Genomic DNA, 18208 nt, shown 5'->3' with positions numbered 1-18208 from the left:
ACCGCAACAGGCGGCAGAAACCACTTGAACTAATGGAGGAATGGACTCATGAATAAGAATAGGAAAAGAAAAACACTGGTCTCTATGCTCGCTACGGTTATGTTTGTTGTACTTGCATTGTCAGGATGTAGCGGCGGTAAATCAGCAGGCGAAACAGGGAATGGAGGATCAAGCAAAGGCGAGAAAGTAACGATCACGCACTACACCATCGATTCGGAAGATCGTACGTTTATTGAAAAGCTTATCCCTGATTTTGAAAAAGAAAATCCAAACATTAAAGTTAAGATCGAAAAGGCACCCTATGAGCAGTTTGATAGCAAACTTCAAACATTGATTGCAGGAGATAAATCACCTGATGTAACAAGCCATTATGGATATGGTGGATTTGCAGAGTACTACAACAAAGACATGCTACTTGATCTGACAGACATCATTAAAGAAGATGGATTTAAGGCAGCGGATTATAGTATATCTGAAGATTTGATGAAAATTTACAATGTCAAAGATCACACCTATGGCATACCGGTCAATATGTACGTAACACTCATGCTTTATAACAAAGACATGTTCGATGCAGCGGGTCTTCCTTACCCTCCTAGTGACTATGATGATAAGAGTTGGACTTTTGATAAGATGGTTGAAGCTGCTAAGAAGATGACTGTTATATCTGATGATGTGGCAAAGACACAGTATGGTGTTGACTTCACATGGGCAGAGCGTGACATGCGACCACTGTATTTTGGAGCTCAACCTTACTCCGAGGATACTTGGACGAACGGTGGTGTTCCTTCAGCTACTCACTTTGATTCACCTGAAGTGATAGCGGCTTATAACAAATTATTTGGTCTCATTAATAATGAAAAGGTTTCACCTTCTACAGAATGGAGTAAGAGTGTAGCGGGGCAGAATGGAGATCCATTTGTCGCAGGTAAAATCGGTATGTCTGTCACAGGTTCATGGAGTCTTGCTGGCGCTAATGACTTTCCTTTCAAAATCGGTGTAGCCGCCGTACCTTGGAATGGTGATAATAAAGTGCGTAGTACACTGTTCGTTGATCCACTTTTGATCTTAAAAGGTTCTAAGCATCCGAAGGAAGCTTTCGAATGGATTAAGTTTCTGTTAAAGAATGACATACAGGAGAAATCCATTGAACTGAGTGGAGGTACGCCTCCAGTAAGTACTAAGGCAGCAGAAACATATTATAAGCACTTTGATGGTATCGATCCTGCAGATATCAAGAATGTATACGAAGGTGGCGTCAAATACGGATTTGAATCCTATAACCACTTGGTCACGAATTACTCACAGATTAATGACATGTTCATTAATGAAATGCAGCCAATTGAGACCGGACACAAGACGGTAGAAGAAGTTATGCCGATCATTCAAAAGAAAATAACAGAAATCATCAAACGTTAAAAGTGCTCCTGTACCGTCCCGCAAGGGACGGTACAAATGTTTAGCGGTCAGTCTTCCGTCCATGTATACTAAGGGTATGTTTCTATGTTCGGAAAATCTGTCGCAAGGAGAATTTAAAATGAAGGTAAGTATTTTTGATGTAGCCAAAAGATCTGGATTATCTGTTGTGACGGTCTCTCGTGTGTTAAATGGTGCAGAATCGGTACGTGAAAAGAATCGCCAAAAAGTCCTCAATGCTATCAAAGAACTGGATTATCGACCAAATGCAGCAGCTCGCAGTCTTGCCCGCGGTAAGACGGGTATTATTGGCTTAATTGTGACAACTTTGCAAGATTCGTTCTTCGATGCAGTCGTCAAGGAACTCAATGAGGTGCTTGCACTCCACGGTTATTTCCTTGCGGTCTCGATATCAGAAGGAAGCGGATCGGATGGCAATCACTATCTCATCCAGGAAGATCGGGTCGATGGGCTGATTGTGCTGTCGCCTTTGGAAGAAGATAGTTATATTATGGAATTAAAGCGTCGGAATATTCCATATGTTCTGATCGATAATCAGAAGCCTGAGAATGACGCATTCTCGGTGACTATAGATAATTTCAAAGGTGGATACTCAGCAACCAAGCATCTGCTTGATCTAGGTCACACCTCAATAGCCCATTTATGTGGTAATGAAATGTTCCGGAGTACACGTGAACGACGAAATGGATTTCTACGAGCTCTTCAAGAGAAAGGACTTACGCCGTTTGCGACGGTACATGGCGATTTTGAAATTGAATTCGGATATGAGACTTGTTGGAAATGGATTAGAGAGGGGACCCTACCTTCTGCTGTTTTCGCTGGGGATGACAATATAGCCCTCGGTGTAATTAATGCCTTGATGGAAGCTAGAATCAGCATTCCAGATCAGGTGGCGATCGTCGGTTTCGATGATCAAAACATTGCATCACAGCTTCGACCGCACTTAACAACAGTTCGCCAACCGGCTGATAGGATTGGGCTTGCTGCGGCTGATATGTTGCTCAAGCGCATAGACGGTACGATGAAACGGGCTTCTAGTCTTAAGATTGATCCTGAGCTGATTGTTAGGGAATCCACGGTCAAGAATCAATTAACTTCAAAGGAATAGATTGAATAAGTGAAATGGTTCTGATATTTCATCAATAATAGGAGTGACGAATATTGGCTTACTACTTGGGGATCGATGGGGGCGGAACAAAGACATATGCCCTGCTGACCGACGAACGTGGAAACGTACTCGGTAAAGGCAAGAGCGGTAACGGTAACCACCAGATTAACGCTGCTATAGCAGCAAATAGTATCCGAGAAGCTACTGTAAATGCACTCACAGAGGCTGGTCTTCAGTTCGAAGATATCGGGCATGCTTACTTGGGACTTGCAGGAGCAGATCGTGAAGTGGACTATACTATTTTACATCCTTTAATCCGTAACATTGGATTTACGAACTATACCATTAACTGTGACACCATGATCGGACTTCGGGCTGGTACGAACCAACCTTTTGGTATCTCTCTCATATGTGGTACGGGAACTAATTCTGCGGGGAGAAATCCACAAGGTGAACATTATCAATGTGGTGGATTTAATTATATGTTTGGTGATTTTGGCGGCGGCGGCGCTTTGAATATTGAAGTATTCCGTTCTGTCATTCGTGCTTGGGATGGTCGTGAACAGCCAACGTTATTGACGGGTTTACTACTTGAACTTCTTGGTTACAACACGGTTGAAGATATGTTTAATGATTTTCAAGATAACGGAAGAAGTGTACCGGTGGATGCTGCAAGATTACTGTTTGAAGCTGCATCCGAAGAGGATGCGGTAGCTATTGAAATTTTAAATCGTCAGGGTGTGGATTTAGGGAAATCTGCAGCTGCTATCGTGCAAAGACTGAATATGTCTAACGATACATTTGACGTTGTACTTGTAGGTAGCTTGCTAACTAGAGGCGATCAGGGATGGATTCGCGGTCCCATTGAGCAGTCGTTACATAAGGTTGCACCACACGCTTCAGTAGTTACATTAACTACCGAACCAGTTGTTGGTGCATTGTGGTCAGCTATGGAAGAAGATGGATTAACAATTAGCCAAGAAGTATATGAGAACATGCGGCTGTACAGTGATTTTGCACTTATAAAATAAACTATACGATAGGATGTGGCTTGAATGGAAACAAAACAAGGGTTGAAAATAGCAGTTATCGGTGGGGGGTCTTCTTATACACCAGAATTAGTAGAGGGATTTATTCTTCATTATAATGAACTTCCTGTGCGTGAGTTATGGCTCGTTGATATCGAACCTGGATTACGCAAATTGAATATTGTCGGCAATTTAGCTAAACGTATGGTTGAGAAATCAGGACTCCCGATTGAAGTACATCTGACGACAGACCGCCGTCAGGCGATTGAAGGAGCTGACTTTGTTAGTACACAGATGCGCGTAGGGATGTTGGCTGCACGTGGTCGTGATGAATCCATTCCATTGAAATACGGTGTTATCGGACAAGAGACTACGGGTCCTGGTGGGATGATGAAAGCACTTCGTACTATCCCAGTCCTATTGGACGTGTGTAAAGATATCGAAGAGCTTGCACCTGACGCATGGTTACTCAATTTCACGAATCCAGCAGGTATGGTGACTGAGGCTATTATTAAGTATTCTAATGTCAAAAGTATTGGATTATGTAATGCACCCATAGGTTTGATTAAACAAGCTTCAGCTAAATATGGGGTTGCACCTGATCGTGTGTATGCTGAATTTGTAGGTCTGAACCATCTTCATTGGATTACCCGTATTGATGTTGAAGGGGAAGACAAATTGGATGAGATGCTGGCAGATACCGCGGGTTATAGCGCTAAGAATGTTCCTGCATGTGAGTGGAATCCAGAATTCTTGCAGTCCCTAAGAGCTTTGCCCTCCTACTATTTGAAATATTTCTACATGACCGATGAAATGTTGAAAGAACAGCTTGCATCACATGAAAAGGGTATTAACCGTGCAGAAGTTGTGAAGAAAGTTGAAGAAGAATTATTCGAGCTATACAGTGATGTTGATCTACAGGATAAACCTAAGCAATTAGAGCAACGTGGTGGAGCTTTTTATTCTGAAGCAGCTGTAAACTTGATGAGATCGCTATACAACGGGACGAACGATATTCAAACACTTAATGTGGCGAACAATGGTATTCTTGACTTCCTACCGGATAACGCAAGCATAGAAGTTAACTGCGTTGTTACGAAGAATGGACCTCTTCCGCTACCATTAACGAAGATCCCTCCTTCTGCTGTAGGACTTATTCATGCAGTGAAAACTTATGAGCAACTTGCTATAGATGCTGCAGTAACAGGAGATCGAGGCCTAGCTATTCAAGCAATGTCTCATCATCCACTAGTGCCATCGGTAGGAATTGCTATTAAAATGTTGGATGAAATGTTGGAAGCGAATAAGGAATATTTACCTCGTTTCTTCGCTCCCAATCCAGTATCTTAAACGGAGAACTTCAATATCCAAATAAACAATGGCAATCCCGAACAGGAAGTTACGACTTCGGGGTGGGCCATTGTTTTATGTTTATCTGTTATATTGGATTTAGCAAATAGCATTTGAAATAGAAGCGTGATAGATATCACATACAGGATAGGTCTGGTCAGAGATAATATACTTGATTTTAATATTTCAATATAAAGATTATTGATGGGTAGGTGGACAGACGATGATAAGTAGCAAAGTTAAGATCTTAGGAATGGTGATTCTTCTATTTATAGCTGCTGGAATTGGATTGTTCTATTGGAACAACAGTTCAAGCAAGGTTGATCCGTCTCTTAACCAACCAGTGACACAGACACTCTTCAAATTCGATACGGTAATCAATTTGAAAATATACGGCGATGATGAGAGTGCGAATCATCTGAAGAAGATCGAGCAGATGCTAGATGATGTTGATCAACAGATAAATATGTCGAATAAAGATAGTGAAATCCATGCCATTAATGAGGCAGCTGGGAAAAAAGCAGTTAAAGTATCTCAAGGGACATTTGATCTTATGAAATTATCTGTTGATTACGCGGAAGATACGCAGGGAGCATTTGATCCAAGTATTGGACCACTCGTGAGTCTTTGGAAGATTGGAAACGGTGGTGAGCATGTCCCTGATGCTAACCTTATTAATCAAGCAAAGTCGCTCGTCAATTATAAGGATATCATAATGGATGAAGCTAATCTGACCATAAAGCTAGCTAAAGAAGGGATGTCCCTAGATCTTGGTGGTATTGGAAAGGGATATGCCGCTGACCTAGTAGCTAATTATTTGCATGATGTGCAGGTTGAAAGTGCGATTATTGATCTCGGGGGCAGCAGCATCATTGCCATTGGTAGAAAGCCAAATGGTGAGCAGTGGCGGATTGGACTTCAAGATCCAGATCGTGCGCGTGGGGAACAGCTGGCACTCATACAACTCGATAACGAAACCATTGATTCATCGGGGGTATACGAGCGATTCTTCATGGAGAATGGTGTGAGATACCATCATATTCTAGATCCGAAGACGGGCTTTCCTACGAAAAATGGGTTAAAAAGTGTAACCATTATAGGTGGGACTGCGACTGATGCGGATGTACTTTCGACAGCCGTAGTCGTGATGGACTTAGAAGAAGGAATGGCGTATATGAATCAGAAGCAGAATGTAGAAGCGATGTTTATTACGGAGGATAATCGTATCTATTTGACTTCTGGGTTAAAAGGAAAAATTAATTTAACGAACGAGAGGTATACCTTAGTAGAATAGCTCGTGTAAGAACCCAATGTATCTCCAAATGAGAGAAACGTTGGGTTTTTTAATTGAAAATTACTGAATTTGACGAGCTGAACAATAATTCGACAAATTATGACTACAAACTACAAATTCATACAAAATAAACCTCTATCTTAAACAAATTTAAAAAACTAATATAAAGATAGATTATGAACATGGTGGCATATAAAAAGGTATCTTTTATGTCTAAAGTATCTATTCCAGATACTCTAAATAGAATAGCTAATATGTAGTGGTAAGAGACGTTATTCATTAAGATTAAAGATCAAGTTGGATATTTTTATTGTGTGTTTCTTCAACCAGTTAAGAAATGAAACATATACGTTCGAATGCCGTATCAGAAATATAATGGTTATGAGAAGGAGAGGGTAATTATGGATAATGGAATGAGTGTGATCTTGTTCGAGAAAATGCCAGAAGGTGAGCTTCGTGTCATTGAAGAGCGCACGTGGAGTATGAATATGATTGCTGCATTGGAACATGTCAATTATCTAGTGGTGGGTACAAAGGAATATGAGACAGTTGAAGGACGCCTGAATGTGGACGAAGGAAAGCTTGAGCTTCTACTTGTACCGATGCGTATTGAATAATGAATGTGATGGAAGGAGGATGTTGTGGTGACGAAAGATGAGAATGCTAAAGAACTAGCAATATCGAGGTTATTCACCCCTGAAGGGAAGCCAATTCGTGTATTATCTACCTCGCTCGGTATTGCTCTTTTGGCGAATGCACTGTTTGTTCCAGCTGCTGTAGGAGCGAGTGATAGTACTACTGCGGATGATCCTCAGCTAGTTTCTTGGTCTACGGAAGAAGTCAAGACGTATTTTGATCAAAATGTAGATTGGAATATTCCGTATCCAGATGAGGGTAAGAAAGAGGTTGTAAATCAGGAGCAGGGGGTAAGTACCTCCAATGGGACGACTGTAGTGAATAACTACAGTGGTTATAATTCAGGATTCGGCTGGGATGACTTATTATTGTATCACATGCTGTTCAACAGTGGATCTAATTACTCTTCAAGGGGATGGTCGAACAGCCGTCCAACCTATTATCCTGGGACTAAGAATACTTATAAACCTAACACTTATAGTACCGATAAGTTCCAGAATAAGAATGTTCCCGGGTCTGTCGTCAAACCGAAAACATCAACTTCATCCAGTGGTTCTATTACAAGAAGATCGACTTCATCCAAAGCTGGTGGTATCGGGGGCAAATCCAGCGGTCTAAGCTCATCTAGTTCTAAGTCGAGTTCTGGTTCTGTGTCATCTTCGGGATCAAGCTCAGGTAAGAGCGGTTTTGGCGGATGATCGATTCTAAGAGTGTATTCGAGTTTCGGGATCAATCTGATCTCGAACGAGCACCTCGGGTAGAACAGTTACATGAGCTTGGATTTACCTGGGCAGACCTTGAAGGCGAGGAATATTGGCTAGATGCAGTTGTACTTATGCAGAGTGAGACCTATAAGGAACTAGAAGAGGCCTCAAGTAAGCTCTGGGATATACTCGACAAAACCGTTCGCTATGTTCATTTCAAACATGATTTGTATGATTTAATCGGTATCCCTCCCCTCTTGTGGGAGATGATTGATCAATGTCCTCTATCAGAGCGGGGACAGATAAGTCGTTACGCACGATTTGATTATGCCGTGGCTGATGACGGTACCATTAAGTTGCTGGAACTGAATGCAGATACGCCTACTGGTTATGTGGAAGCATCCATAGCTACGCCTTGGATATGTGAGCAAGCAGGGGAAGGTATTTACAGCCCAAATATTGCAATGAAAGATCTTCTTGCACAAGCTTGGGGGAAAGAACACCCAGACACGGCGGCCTGTGTTGCATACGGATCTCATCGAGAGGATTCGGGTACCATCGAAGCACTTGTAAGGCATAGTGGTCTTGATATTCAATGTGTAGATTGTCTTGATTTATCCATTGATAATGGCGTCGTAAAAGATGGTGAGGGTCGTATTATTAAGCGGATGTTCGCTCTATATCCTAAGGAATGGATGGCCATTGATGAAGGCGGCGAAGCGTTAGCTTATGCAATTGAGACCGGGAAGCTAGAGATCTTCAATTCACCACATAGTATAATATTGCAATCCAAGGGACTTATGGCAGCAGTGTGGGGAATGTATGAGTTAGGCCTACTATTTGATGAAGAAGAGCGCAAAGCGATTGAAAGCTACATATTACCTACATATAACAAACCGGTGTTTTCCGGAAACTTTGTGTCTAAATCAGTATTTGGCCGTGAGGGTGGTTCTGTTCGTCTCTTTGATGAAGGTGGAATATTGGAACTTCAGGATGAGGATGGCTTTGATAGCAGTGTGTTATTTCCCTCTGTTTATCAAAAAAGAGCTGAGTTAGCGAAGATTAACACAAAAGACGGTGAATTTCACCTGTTGACCGGTATGTTTATGATTAATGGGAAGCCTTGTGGTCTGCTCGGTCGTGCAGGCGGACTGATTACAGGCAATGCTAGTCAATTTATTGCGTTGGGAGTGAGATAATTACGTATGAAGATGCAACAATTAATGAGAGTCAATAGAGTAGCACGAACATTTAGAAATAGCGTAATGGTATGTTGTGTGCTTTTAACACTGTTGTTGATAAGTGCGTGCTCCGGTAGTCAGGATAGTGTATTCGATACGGAATCGCCTGTAGAGACTACAGATAGCGTATCGCGAGTACCATGGGATTATCGGGTGGTGGAGGGCACGGTGGGGGATTTGATCGGTAGTGATATGACGGTCTTGCCTGATAACGAGCTTCTACCTAATGATGGGAACTATGCAACGGGTGATAAAATCTGGACCTTGCAGTTCATGGATGCTGAGTTGGTAACAGATGCTGATAAGCGTAACGAAATCCGACTATCCTCTTGGACGGCTATCAAATCCTATGGAGACCAGAAGACGGCTGCGGCAGATCTAACGAATCTCAAAGTGTCGATAACAACCGATGTTGATCTTGTAGGTGTATACAAGACTAAATTAAAAGATAAGACGAGAAACTTTGCTGTGATTCAGTTACCTTCGGGTAATCGGATCAAGCAACCGATTGACGATAAGCGTTATACAGCATTGGAGAAACAAAAGACTGTATCTGTAGTGTTGGAAGAAGTGCATGATTTCGCCGATTATGATTCGGCCTATGCGAAATTTAGGGGGTGGGCTAATTGATGATCGTTGTTAATTTGATAGTAAGTGTTCTTGTCATCATTTTTCTTCAATTGTTAGGTATGGTCATATTTATTTGCATGACTCCTTTTAATGACATGGAAGAGTTAAAGAAGGGCAATGTAGCTGTAGCACTGGCTTTGGGTGGGAAGTTTATGTCCACAGCCATTATTCTGGGTGTAGCTGCTTATACAAATACATTGATATGGTTCATGATGTTATGGTTCGCTGTTGGTTACGTATGCCTAATTGCCGCTTATTGGATCTTTGAATTATTGACTCCGGGATTTAGGGTGTCTGAACATCTACAAAAGGGAAATGTGGCTGTAGGTATGATGTTATGTATGGTGTTTATCGGAACGGCATTTGCTGTTAGTAGTTTAATTATCTAATTCATAAATTGCATGTTCAAAATAGATAAGGCTGGCCTCTCGAGTTCTTTTACCCGAGAGGTCGTCTTATTAGTTACGGAGAAGGGGTGAACAGGTGCATTTTATTATCAGGATATCTACGAAGATGATGCGCTTAAGAAAAAGGGTCATTGGGTTGATCATCCTTATCTTTATTGTAATGAGTGCAACGATCGTATATTTACTGGAGCCTAACACCTTTGGTAACTGGTTTAATGCATTTTACTGGGTCATGACAACGATGGCTACAGTAGGGTATGGTGATTACTTTGCAAAAACAGACATCGGAAAGCTATTTACGATGTTTCTATATATCTTTGGTATAGGGCTGTTGAGCTTAGTTATCGGAAAGGTGATTGACTCTATCGCAGAGGTGCAAAGAAGGAGAGGAGCGGGAACATTGAGCTTTCGTGGTGAGGATCATGTCATATTGATTAATTGGAGTAAGAAAGCACAGGCAGCGGTAGATGAGATTCTATGTTATTCATCGAAATCTCACATCGTAATCATAGATGAGACGGGCAACCATCCGTTGGAACATATGGATCATGTCCACTTTATTAGTGGTGATCCATCAAGTGATGAGATTCTCCTCAAGGCTAATATTACAGGGGCTAAGGCTGCAATCGTCTTCGGTGACACACGCATTGATGAAGCTTCCTTGATCGACGGTAAATCCCTCCTGATTGCCTCTAGTATTGAGCGGATTGCACCACAAGTACATACGACAGTAGAAATTATGCAAGAGAAGAACATTCAGAACTTTCGGCACGTTCAGGTGAACGAATTCGTACTGTCACATGATGCGATCTCCAGATTAGCCGTAAGATCAGCTTTGCAAGAAGGTAATTCTGAGGTTATTACACAATTGCTGAGTCGTCAGTATGGAGACGATATATATGAGATACCACTTAATCGGGATTGGAAGACGTACGGTGAGGCTTTTCAGGACCTGCTTCGACAGGGAGCTACGCTATTGTCCGATCGTAGTGACCTTAGTATCAACCGTAAGCTTGACCAACCTATTCCTGAGGGTGCGAGGTTGTATATTGTATCGGATGAAGAGACTTATAAGCGGATTAAGGGATAGGGTTATAGATTATTTGTGGATAGAACATTACATAAGTAGGAAAAGAGGGAACGACTCGTATGTGGAGTCGTTCCCTCTTCTTAATGTAATCACGTTCGCTATTGATTACGGTGCTTCAGCTTATTCTGAAGCATACCGAGGAAAATATCAGCGAGAATAGCAAGTAGACAAGCGGGAATCGCACCCGCATAAATTTTGATATTATTATGAAGGTTAAGGCCGGAATAAATTTCACGTCCTAGTCCTTCACCACCAATGAGCGGAGCAAGCGTGGCTACACCGATAGCAATAACCGCTGCTATGCGAATTCCAGCCATTAAGAATGGGAGTGCTAGGGGAAGTTGCACTTGGAGTAGCAATTGCATGTTACTCATACCGACACCCTTGCCGGCTTCACTTATACCCGGATTCACCTGACTTAAACCTACATAGGTGTTACGAATAATCGGTAGCAAAGAATATAGGAATAAACCAACAACAACGGTCTTAAATCCTAAGCCAAGGACGATCATCAGTAAAGCTAATAGAGCTAGGCTTGGAATAACTTGAATAAAGTTCGCTACTGGCAAGATAATAGCTGCTAGTTTTTTACTGCGGGCACTGAGTACACCAAGTGGAATACCCACAATGAGAGCCAGCCCAAGACCGCTGATTACCATGACAATATGCACCCATGTTAAGTGTAATAGATAACCGGCATTCTCTTTGACATATTCTAAGAGATTGAGATCGGATCTAGGTGGATTTAAGTCAGCGTCGAGAAGATCAATGGATTTCAGAAATTCATAGGCGACTTCTTTCGGTGAGCGTTTATTAACTTCAACTTCATAGTTAAGTGCACTCATGGTGGAAGTATCCAACTTCCCTATTAACAAAGAAATCATGTCGTTCAATTCAGGGTGTTGCTGTAAGGTTTCGTTTCTGACGACAGGAGATGCATCATAGGGTGGGAAGAATTGTTTATCATCCTTTAATGTCTTTAAGTTATATTGTTTGAGGCCGGAGTCAGTCGTATACGCAACGACAACATCGACTTTTCGGTCAGCCGCCGCTTTATGGACTAATGAACTTTCCATCGGAAGTGTTTTCTTGAATGAGAATCCATAAAACTTGGTGAAGGCTTTGTAACCGTCATTCTCTCGTTCAAGCCAAGTGGAGTCCACGCCAATATTCATACTTTTAGCATGTTTCTGTAGATCAGATACCGTATCCAAATGATATTGATTAGCCACATCCTGAGTCACAGTTAATGCATATGCATTCTCAAAGCCATAGGAGTCATACCATTTGAAGTCAAAGTTTTTGTCAAACCCCTCTTGGGCTTGTTGTAGAACTTCTTGACGATCGTTGGTGTCTTTCACTGGAAAATGATTATTGAAAATCTCTCCGGAATACAAGGTACCCATCTGAACTTCATTGTTCTTCATTGCCGTGATGACAATGGGACTCGATGCAAGATCGGGTACAATGTCGACGTTTAATTTGGTGCGTTCTTCAATTAAGACTTTATACATTTCAGCTAGAGTTTTGGTTTCTGTGTAGGTTTGCGTACCTATCTTTATCGTATCGTTGTCAGCCTTACCGCATGCAGAGACAACCAATGATAATAAGATAATTGAGCTTAAGGTGGCAACCCATGTTGTTAGTTTTCTCATTTGTCCACCTGCAATTTATTTTTTTTGTTATTTTTAGTAGAAGCCCATCTTTCAATAGCTCCGAATAAGAGATCAGCGAGTAATGCCAACAAGATCGCAGAAGCGGCTCCTGTTATGATAAGTTCCTTCTTGTTTACTCCAATACCAGAAACGATAAGCTCTCCTAAACCTCCTGCACCAATTAATGCTGCAAGGGTCGTCCAGCTAATAATATATACCGTAGTGACGCGTATACCAGACATGATATAAGGAAGCGCCAGTGGAAGTTGGATTTGCAGCAGACGTTGAGTGGCATTGAAACCCATACCTCGTGCGGATTCTAGCATTGCCGGATCAACTGAGCTGAATCCCTCATATGTATTTCGTAGAATAGGTAATAAAGAGTAAAGAAATAGAGCAAAGATCGCTGGCTTTATCCCGATACCCATGAGTGGAATGAGCAGAGCCAGAAGAGCTAAGCTTGGAATCGTTTGGAATATATTTGTTATAGTGAAAATCAACGTATGTAGCCATTTAATCTTATTTTTCGCCAAAAACATACCTAAGGGAACAGCAACGAATATGCCCAGAAGGATGGATGTGGCAGTGATGATCAAGTGCTGTTGTATGGCGGTCAATATGTCCAAATAACGCTCCTGTAGAAATTCTAAATAAGTGACAAGAAAATTAGATTTCGGCATCGACAACGCCCCCATCAAGTTCAGGAGAGTAGACTTCTGCCAGATGGCTTACGACACTTCCTCTAGTAATAAGTCCAATTAACTGGTTGTTGCTATTTACAACAGGTAAATTGGACAACTGATATTCAGTCATGATATTTAGAGCAATGGATAGAGAAGTTCCGCTTTGTACGAAATGTACAACAGGTACCATGACATCAGCTACAGTTTTGGTTTCTTCACCATATTGATCCAACACGCGATAAATCGACACACTACCTTCCAGATGGTTGGTTTTATCAACAATTAACAAGGAGTCTACCCGTCTTTTCTCCATGATTTTCATGGCTGAGGCAAGACCTCTAGATGGATAGGACGTTACTGGATTGTCTACCATCACTTCATCTACTGTGGGTGCTTCTAGCGCATTTTCATGCATTCTTTTCGTTCCAAAAAAGTTCTTCACGAAATCATTCGCCGGATGACGCAATATATGTTCTGGGTGTCCGGTTTGGATGACGTGACCATCCTTCATTAATATGATGGTATCGGCAATTTTGATAGCCTCATCCATATCATGAGTAACGAAGACAATCGTCTTTTTCAATTCTTGTTGTAGACGAATTAGCTCTTCTTGTAACTGTTCGCGACTAATGGGGTCCAACGCACTAAAAGGTTCATCCATGAGGATAACGTTAGGATCCGCAGCTAAAGCACGAATGACACCGATTCGCTGCTGCTGTCCTCCACTTAATTCTGAGGGGTAACGATTGCGATATAAGTCTGGATCTAAGTTTACCATCTTTAAAAGTTCGTCTACTCTTGCTTCTGTTTTTTTCTTTTCCCATTTCTGCAAGCGGGGAACTACGCCTACGTTTTTAGCAATATTCATATGCGGAAACAGTCCAATACTTTGAATTACATAACCTATCTTCCTGCGAAGTGTTACTGGATCCATCGTAGAGATATCCTCGCCATGGAGGGTTATTGTTCCTTTGGAGGGTTTAATTAATCTATTGATCATTTTCATCGTCGTCGTTTTCCCACAGCCACTGGGACCAATTAATACGGTGATCTCACCTTCTTTGATCGTAAGATTAATATCCTTAAGCACGACATTACCATTCTCATATACCTTGTTAATCCCTTGAAATTGAATCATATACTTACCGCCTTTTCTATGTAGGACTGAGATGTACATTATTGTTAAATGAGTACAATGATATATTTAAACCAGTTCGTGTGTTTTGAAACTTTTATGGTCATAGGAAAGGAGTGCTGAAGTTGTTTTACTAGGGAAAGTTGGGGAGGATTAAGCGACAATGTAATGGATTCATGGATCACAGAACCTCGATTTTGTGCTATGCCGATAACAGGAACCATTGATGAACAAAGGTGGAGTCGCATCTAAGATGTCTCCCTCTAAAATCCTCTATACGTACTTTCACAGATAATAGATTTTAATACATACAGTCGTAAGGAATGATATAATACGATCCAAAAGTAGAATACATAAGGCAGGGATAGTAGATGAAGGAACATCTGCACACAGAGACTCCGAATTCCAATATGAATCGAAATGGGCTTACGCCTGAATACATTGAATCTGTCCATCATTTACGGGAAAAATTACTCTATGGTATTCAAACGGGTGATAGGAATTTGATAATCGAATATGAAAGGGACGCTTCTCAGAAATTTAGAGACGAGCCATTAAACATTCTTAATAGAGTCCCCAATAATAAAGTTCGATCCTATAAAAATATTTTATTATCACACAATACCCTTTATAGTTATGCTGCTGAAAAGGGAGGGTTAAGCCCATTGCAAAGCCACTTTTCATCAGAAAAATATGCAATAATGATCGAGCATGCCGAAAACATTGCTGAGCTAGATAAGATTCATTCAAATATGGTAACTGAATATTCTGATACTACCATTCGAAAATCTAAAAGGGACAATTTATCAATTGTACAGAAAGCAGAAAACTATATCGAGATGAACTTTGCGGAGGACATCTCAATGGAGGAAATGGCAGGCAAATTACATGTTCATTCTTCACATTTAATGCGTGTGTTTAAGAAAGAAAAAGGAATAACCATTAGTAATTATCGAAATATGAGAAGAATAAAAGAAGCAAAAGAGCTTATCCTTTTCTCTAATCTTTCCATGACTGAAATTTCCATGATGATAGGATTTAGCACCCCCCAATATTATTCTAAATTCTTCAAAGAGGTAGAAGGGGTAACTCCTTTAGAGTTTAAAAAGAAGATTAAGAAATGATAAACGAAGGATATCTTGAAAAGACGTATGTGGCAGTACGTACCTTGTTAGTGGTGCATGAGAAATCATGCGCCTATTTATATTTTCATTTTTCGGAGAAAAAAACATGCAATTATACTGTAAAAACATGCAATTGTAGTACAAAAGTTTCTTTTCTATTCGATGTATACTTGTATTCAAGCACTAAAGAAAGCGCTTACCAATAAAAAATACACGGCTCTATGTAATAAAGGAATTCAATTGTTCAACTAAAAATGTAAGCGGTTAACAGGAGGGAGTTAACTCAACGTTTTAAGCGTGTGAAGGGACTATTAACTTTATAAATAAGACAGAGGAGGAGTTACATGAAGAAGTTTGGAGCAAGAGACCAAGTTGGATATGCGCTAGGAGATATTGGAGGAAGTTTCGTTAACCTATATATAAGTGGGTTTTTCTTAATCTTTTGTACCTATGTATTGGGTGTAAGTCCTTACTTTATGGGAACGATGTTTTTGTTAGGTAAATTCTTTGATGCCATTTGTAATGTGATTATGGGAACTCTTCCAGACCGCTGGAAATTAGGGAAATCTGGAGATAAATTCTTACCTTATATTAGTATTTCTAAATGGATATTAGCAGCTTCTTGTTTATTAGCTTTTGCTAATGTATCTAGTTGGGGAACTACAGCAACTCATGTTTGGGTAGTATTCGTGTATTTATTCTTCTGTGTTGCTTATACCGCCGATTCGATCCCATACGGTTCTCTTGCATCTGTTATTACAAATGATCCAGTTGAACGCACAAAATTATCTCGTGCTCGTGCTATTGGGGGTATGGTTGTTGGACTTGGATTCTTATCTTTCGTGCCAATGTTTATCTATGATAAATCTGGATCTGTCGTCCCAGAAGCATTCTTCCAAATTGCAATTGTGTTTAGTATTTTATCAGTATTAGCATATACAGGACTTGTAAGATTAACAACAGAACGTATACGTGATGATAATCAACCAGGAATACAATCCGATTATAGTTTTAAGGAAGCATTTAAAGTAGCTATTAAAAATAGACCGTTGATCGGAATGATGGTTGCATCAATTGGCTCACTTCTTATGATAAATGGTGTGAGTCAATTAGCTCCAATGGTCTTTGCCGAACGTTATCATATGCCGAGCGCTTTTGCTATTAACTCCTTCATTAGTATTGGTATTACGCTCATATTATTCGCTATCGTTCCTAAACTGGTTGCAAAGTTTAATAAAAGAAATTTAGTTATTGCTACAGCAATCTTCAGTTTAGTTGCAACACTGATATTGACATTAGTAACAATTGAAAGTGTATATGTGTTCATGGTTGTATATAACCTTGCAACAATCGGTTCATCTGTTTTTGTTATGGTGGTCTGGGCTCTTGTAACAGATTGTATCGACTATGCAGAACTTCAAACTGGGAAACATTACGAAGGAACACTTTTTTCTCTATATTCCTTTGCTCGTAAAGCAGGAATGGGATTAGGCTCTGCTATTGGAAGTTACGCTTTAGGTTGGGTTGGTTTCGTTAGTGGAGCAAAATCCCAATCTCCAGAAGTGGCAGAAGGTATTCTAAAAATGTACACTGGTATTCCAATTATTGCATTCGTTATCATGTTGCTCGGTGTAGGTATAATCTATAACCTAAATGAAAAGAGAACAAATGAAATGTATGCAGCATTAAAAATAAGTAGAACGTCTTAAAACGTCTTAATTAGGAGTTCCTTTTATAGTGAATTCTTATCAAATAAAATAGTAGGAGTGGTTTAAATGCGTACTAGATTCCTTTCAAAGATGACAAATGGGGAAGTCGAACAATATTTAGATCGTAATGATATTATATATGTTCCGGTTGGAGTAACGGAAACCCATGGAGCTTTACCACTAGATTCTGAAACAGTCTTAGCGGAAGCTATTGCTATAATAATGGCTGAGGAATCAGATGGGATTGTGTTGCACAACTTACCTTATTTCTTCGCAGGCGGCACGAATGTAGGTCGGGGAACGATTCAAATGAGTGTAAAAGATGGAATGACTTATTTAGACAAGATTGCTAAGTCATTACTAAAACAAGGTTTTAGAAGACAAATTTATGTCACCAGTCATGGTCCAGCTTATTTGACAGTAAGTGGTATGGTTCGTGATTTCTTCGATGAAACTAAAGTACCTGTCCTGTATATTGATATGTTAAAAGCTGCAGAATCGGTCAATCTTAATCTAATGGAAACATTCCATGATATGAGCATTGGTGCATATAAAGTTTTAGGTAGATTAGAAGATGTTCCATTAAATGTACCTGAATCTCATTCTGTTACTTATGATGTTCAACATATGTTAGCTGGGATGAGTAAAAACCCTGGTAATGCATTAGGAAAATATGCTTATCAATCCGGTGCAGTAGGTTCTTACTTCAACGAACCATCTGATCATATGGCTACACTGCTTTTGAAAACACCCGAAGAAAGAGAAGCTCATGCAGATGCAGGTGTTCAAGCGATTAATGAACTTGTAAAGGCATTGGATATGCCGACGATCGTTGAAACACTTCGTCAAGTTGATGCTTATACTAAGGATACCATTCTTCCTAAATACGGGGCACATTTGCTAGGTGGAAAAGCGTAAAAATAAATAACAAGTCGTGCGAATCATTTTCATATGGGAATCGCGCGACTTGTTTCGTT

The 18208-nt window shown here is 40.4% G+C and carries 17 protein-coding genes and 1 pseudogene; 14 read left to right on the top strand and 4 right to left on the bottom strand.

The features are described 5' to 3' along the window. The first annotated feature begins 48 nt into the window (after positions 1–48). The 11 genes from PBAT_RS17980 (at position 49) to PBAT_RS17930 (ending at position 10925) form a co-directional block, all read left to right on the top strand. Complete coding sequence (locus tag PBAT_RS17980; RefSeq protein ID WP_068651514.1) at positions 49–1419, top strand: ABC transporter substrate-binding protein; 1371 nt, start codon at positions 49–51, stop codon at positions 1417–1419. Between the two features lie 118 nt (positions 1420–1537). Further along, positions 1538–2545 carry a LacI family DNA-binding transcriptional regulator gene (locus PBAT_RS17975; RefSeq protein WP_068651512.1) on the top strand — a complete coding sequence of 336 codons (1008 nt, stop codon included), beginning with the start codon at positions 1538–1540 and terminating at the stop codon, positions 2543–2545. A gap of 53 nt (positions 2546–2598) precedes the next feature. Next, positions 2599–3576: an N-acetylglucosamine kinase gene (locus tag PBAT_RS17970; RefSeq protein ID WP_068651510.1), complete on the top strand. Its 978-nt coding sequence runs from the start codon at positions 2599–2601 to the stop codon at positions 3574–3576. A 24-nt stretch (positions 3577–3600) separates the two neighbouring features. Continuing rightward, on the top strand, positions 3601–4923 hold the full coding sequence (locus PBAT_RS17965; protein WP_068651508.1) for a 6-phospho-beta-glucosidase: 1323 nt from the start codon (positions 3601–3603) through the stop codon (positions 4921–4923). 223 nt (positions 4924–5146) lie between these two features. Then, positions 5147–6217 carry an FAD:protein FMN transferase gene (locus PBAT_RS17960; RefSeq protein WP_068651506.1) on the top strand — a complete coding sequence of 357 codons (1071 nt, stop codon included), beginning with the start codon at positions 5147–5149 and terminating at the stop codon, positions 6215–6217. Positions 6218–6618: 401 nt separating this feature from the next. Then, positions 6619–6834: a hypothetical protein gene (locus PBAT_RS17955; RefSeq protein ID WP_068651504.1), complete on the top strand. Its 216-nt coding sequence runs from the start codon at positions 6619–6621 to the stop codon at positions 6832–6834. A 27-nt stretch (positions 6835–6861) separates the two neighbouring features. Further along, positions 6862–7551 carry a hypothetical protein gene (locus PBAT_RS17950; RefSeq protein WP_068651502.1) on the top strand — a complete coding sequence of 230 codons (690 nt, stop codon included), beginning with the start codon at positions 6862–6864 and terminating at the stop codon, positions 7549–7551. Further along, complete coding sequence (locus PBAT_RS17945) at positions 7548–8756, top strand: glutathionylspermidine synthase family protein (protein WP_068651500.1); 1209 nt, start codon at positions 7548–7550, stop codon at positions 8754–8756. Before PBAT_RS17950 ends, PBAT_RS17945 begins: the two co-directional genes overlap by 4 nt. A 66-nt stretch (positions 8757–8822) precedes the next feature. After that, on the top strand, positions 8823–9428 hold the full coding sequence (locus PBAT_RS17940) for a signal peptide protein (protein WP_420848797.1): 606 nt from the start codon (positions 8823–8825) through the stop codon (positions 9426–9428). Continuing rightward, on the top strand, positions 9428–9817 hold the full coding sequence (locus tag PBAT_RS17935; protein WP_420848795.1) for a DUF350 domain-containing protein: 390 nt from the start codon (positions 9428–9430) through the stop codon (positions 9815–9817). Before PBAT_RS17940 ends, PBAT_RS17935 begins: the two co-directional genes overlap by 1 nt. Before the next feature lie 124 nt (positions 9818–9941). Continuing rightward, positions 9942–10925 carry a potassium channel family protein gene (locus PBAT_RS17930; protein WP_338045647.1) on the top strand — a complete coding sequence of 328 codons (984 nt, stop codon included), beginning with the start codon at positions 9942–9944 and terminating at the stop codon, positions 10923–10925. A 98-nt stretch (positions 10926–11023) separates the two neighbouring features. On the opposite strand, the gene PBAT_RS26025 is transcribed toward PBAT_RS17930, so the two are convergent. From PBAT_RS26025 to PBAT_RS17915, 4 genes and pseudogenes are all read right to left on the bottom strand, one after another. Further along, positions 11024–11695, bottom strand: coding sequence for an ABC transporter permease (locus tag PBAT_RS26025; RefSeq protein ID WP_420848796.1), 672 nt, complete (start codon positions 11693–11695; stop codon positions 11024–11026). 63 nt (positions 11696–11758) lie between these two features. Then, a pseudogene (locus PBAT_RS24865) lies at positions 11759–12439 on the bottom strand (glycine betaine ABC transporter substrate-binding protein); the annotation flags it as partial. Between the two features lie 137 nt (positions 12440–12576). Further along, positions 12577–13260 (bottom strand): ABC transporter permease, encoded by a 684-nt coding sequence (locus PBAT_RS17920; protein WP_068651493.1) that lies wholly within the window; start codon positions 13258–13260, stop codon positions 12577–12579. Beyond that, positions 13247–14401, bottom strand: a complete 1155-nt coding sequence (locus PBAT_RS17915; protein ID WP_068651491.1) for an ABC transporter ATP-binding protein — start codon at positions 14399–14401, stop codon at positions 13247–13249. Before PBAT_RS17915 ends, PBAT_RS17920 begins: the two co-directional genes overlap by 14 nt. Before the next feature lie 368 nt (positions 14402–14769). Here PBAT_RS17915 and PBAT_RS17910 point away from each other — a divergent pair, with 368 nt between their 5' ends. The 3 genes from PBAT_RS17910 to PBAT_RS17900 all read left to right on the top strand — a co-directional run bounded on the left by PBAT_RS17910 (position 14770) and on the right by PBAT_RS17900 (position 18149). Beyond that, positions 14770–15522, top strand: coding sequence for an AraC family transcriptional regulator (locus tag PBAT_RS17910; protein ID WP_068651489.1), 753 nt, complete (start codon positions 14770–14772; stop codon positions 15520–15522). 344 nt (positions 15523–15866) lie between these two features. Further along, positions 15867–17231, top strand: coding sequence for an MFS transporter (locus tag PBAT_RS17905; RefSeq protein ID WP_068651487.1), 1365 nt, complete (start codon positions 15867–15869; stop codon positions 17229–17231). Between the two features lie 66 nt (positions 17232–17297). Beyond that, positions 17298–18149 carry a creatininase family protein gene (locus tag PBAT_RS17900; protein ID WP_068651485.1) on the top strand — a complete coding sequence of 284 codons (852 nt, stop codon included), beginning with the start codon at positions 17298–17300 and terminating at the stop codon, positions 18147–18149. The last annotated feature ends 59 nt before the right edge of the window (positions 18150–18208 follow it).

The organism is Paenibacillus antarcticus, from assembly GCF_001637225.1.
Taxonomy (GTDB): Bacteria; Bacillota; Bacilli; order Paenibacillales; family Paenibacillaceae; genus Paenibacillus_AQ; species Paenibacillus_AQ antarcticus.
This window is presented reverse-complemented; position numbering and strand designations above follow the sequence as displayed.

Excerpts from the sequence above, each read along its gene's own strand:
- PBAT_RS17915 (WP_068651491.1), bottom strand. The coding sequence starts at position 14,401 with ATGATTCAATTTCAAGGGATTAACAAGGTATATGAGAATGGTAATGTC.
- PBAT_RS17920 (WP_068651493.1), bottom strand. The coding sequence starts at position 13,260 with ATGCCGAAATCTAATTTTCTTGTCACTTATTTAGAATTTCTACAGGAG.
- PBAT_RS17975 (WP_068651512.1), top strand. The coding sequence starts at position 1,538 with ATGAAGGTAAGTATTTTTGATGTAGCCAAAAGATCTGGATTATCTGTT.
- PBAT_RS17930 (WP_338045647.1), top strand. The coding sequence starts at position 9,942 with ATGATGCGCTTAAGAAAAAGGGTCATTGGGTTGATCATCCTTATCTTT.
- PBAT_RS17960 (WP_068651506.1), top strand. The coding sequence starts at position 5,147 with ATGATAAGTAGCAAAGTTAAGATCTTAGGAATGGTGATTCTTCTATTT.
- PBAT_RS17910 (WP_068651489.1), top strand. The coding sequence starts at position 14,770 with ATGAAGGAACATCTGCACACAGAGACTCCGAATTCCAATATGAATCGA.
- PBAT_RS17935 (WP_420848795.1), top strand. The coding sequence starts at position 9,428 with ATGATCGTTGTTAATTTGATAGTAAGTGTTCTTGTCATCATTTTTCTT.
- PBAT_RS17945 (WP_068651500.1), top strand. The coding sequence starts at position 7,548 with ATGATCGATTCTAAGAGTGTATTCGAGTTTCGGGATCAATCTGATCTC.
- PBAT_RS17940 (WP_420848797.1), top strand. The coding sequence starts at position 8,823 with ATGGTATGTTGTGTGCTTTTAACACTGTTGTTGATAAGTGCGTGCTCC.
- PBAT_RS17955 (WP_068651504.1), top strand. The coding sequence starts at position 6,619 with ATGGATAATGGAATGAGTGTGATCTTGTTCGAGAAAATGCCAGAAGGT.
- PBAT_RS17900 (WP_068651485.1), top strand. The coding sequence starts at position 17,298 with ATGCGTACTAGATTCCTTTCAAAGATGACAAATGGGGAAGTCGAACAA.
- PBAT_RS17905 (WP_068651487.1), top strand. The coding sequence starts at position 15,867 with ATGAAGAAGTTTGGAGCAAGAGACCAAGTTGGATATGCGCTAGGAGAT.
- PBAT_RS17965 (WP_068651508.1), top strand. The coding sequence starts at position 3,601 with ATGGAAACAAAACAAGGGTTGAAAATAGCAGTTATCGGTGGGGGGTCT.
- PBAT_RS17980 (WP_068651514.1), top strand. The coding sequence starts at position 49 with ATGAATAAGAATAGGAAAAGAAAAACACTGGTCTCTATGCTCGCTACG.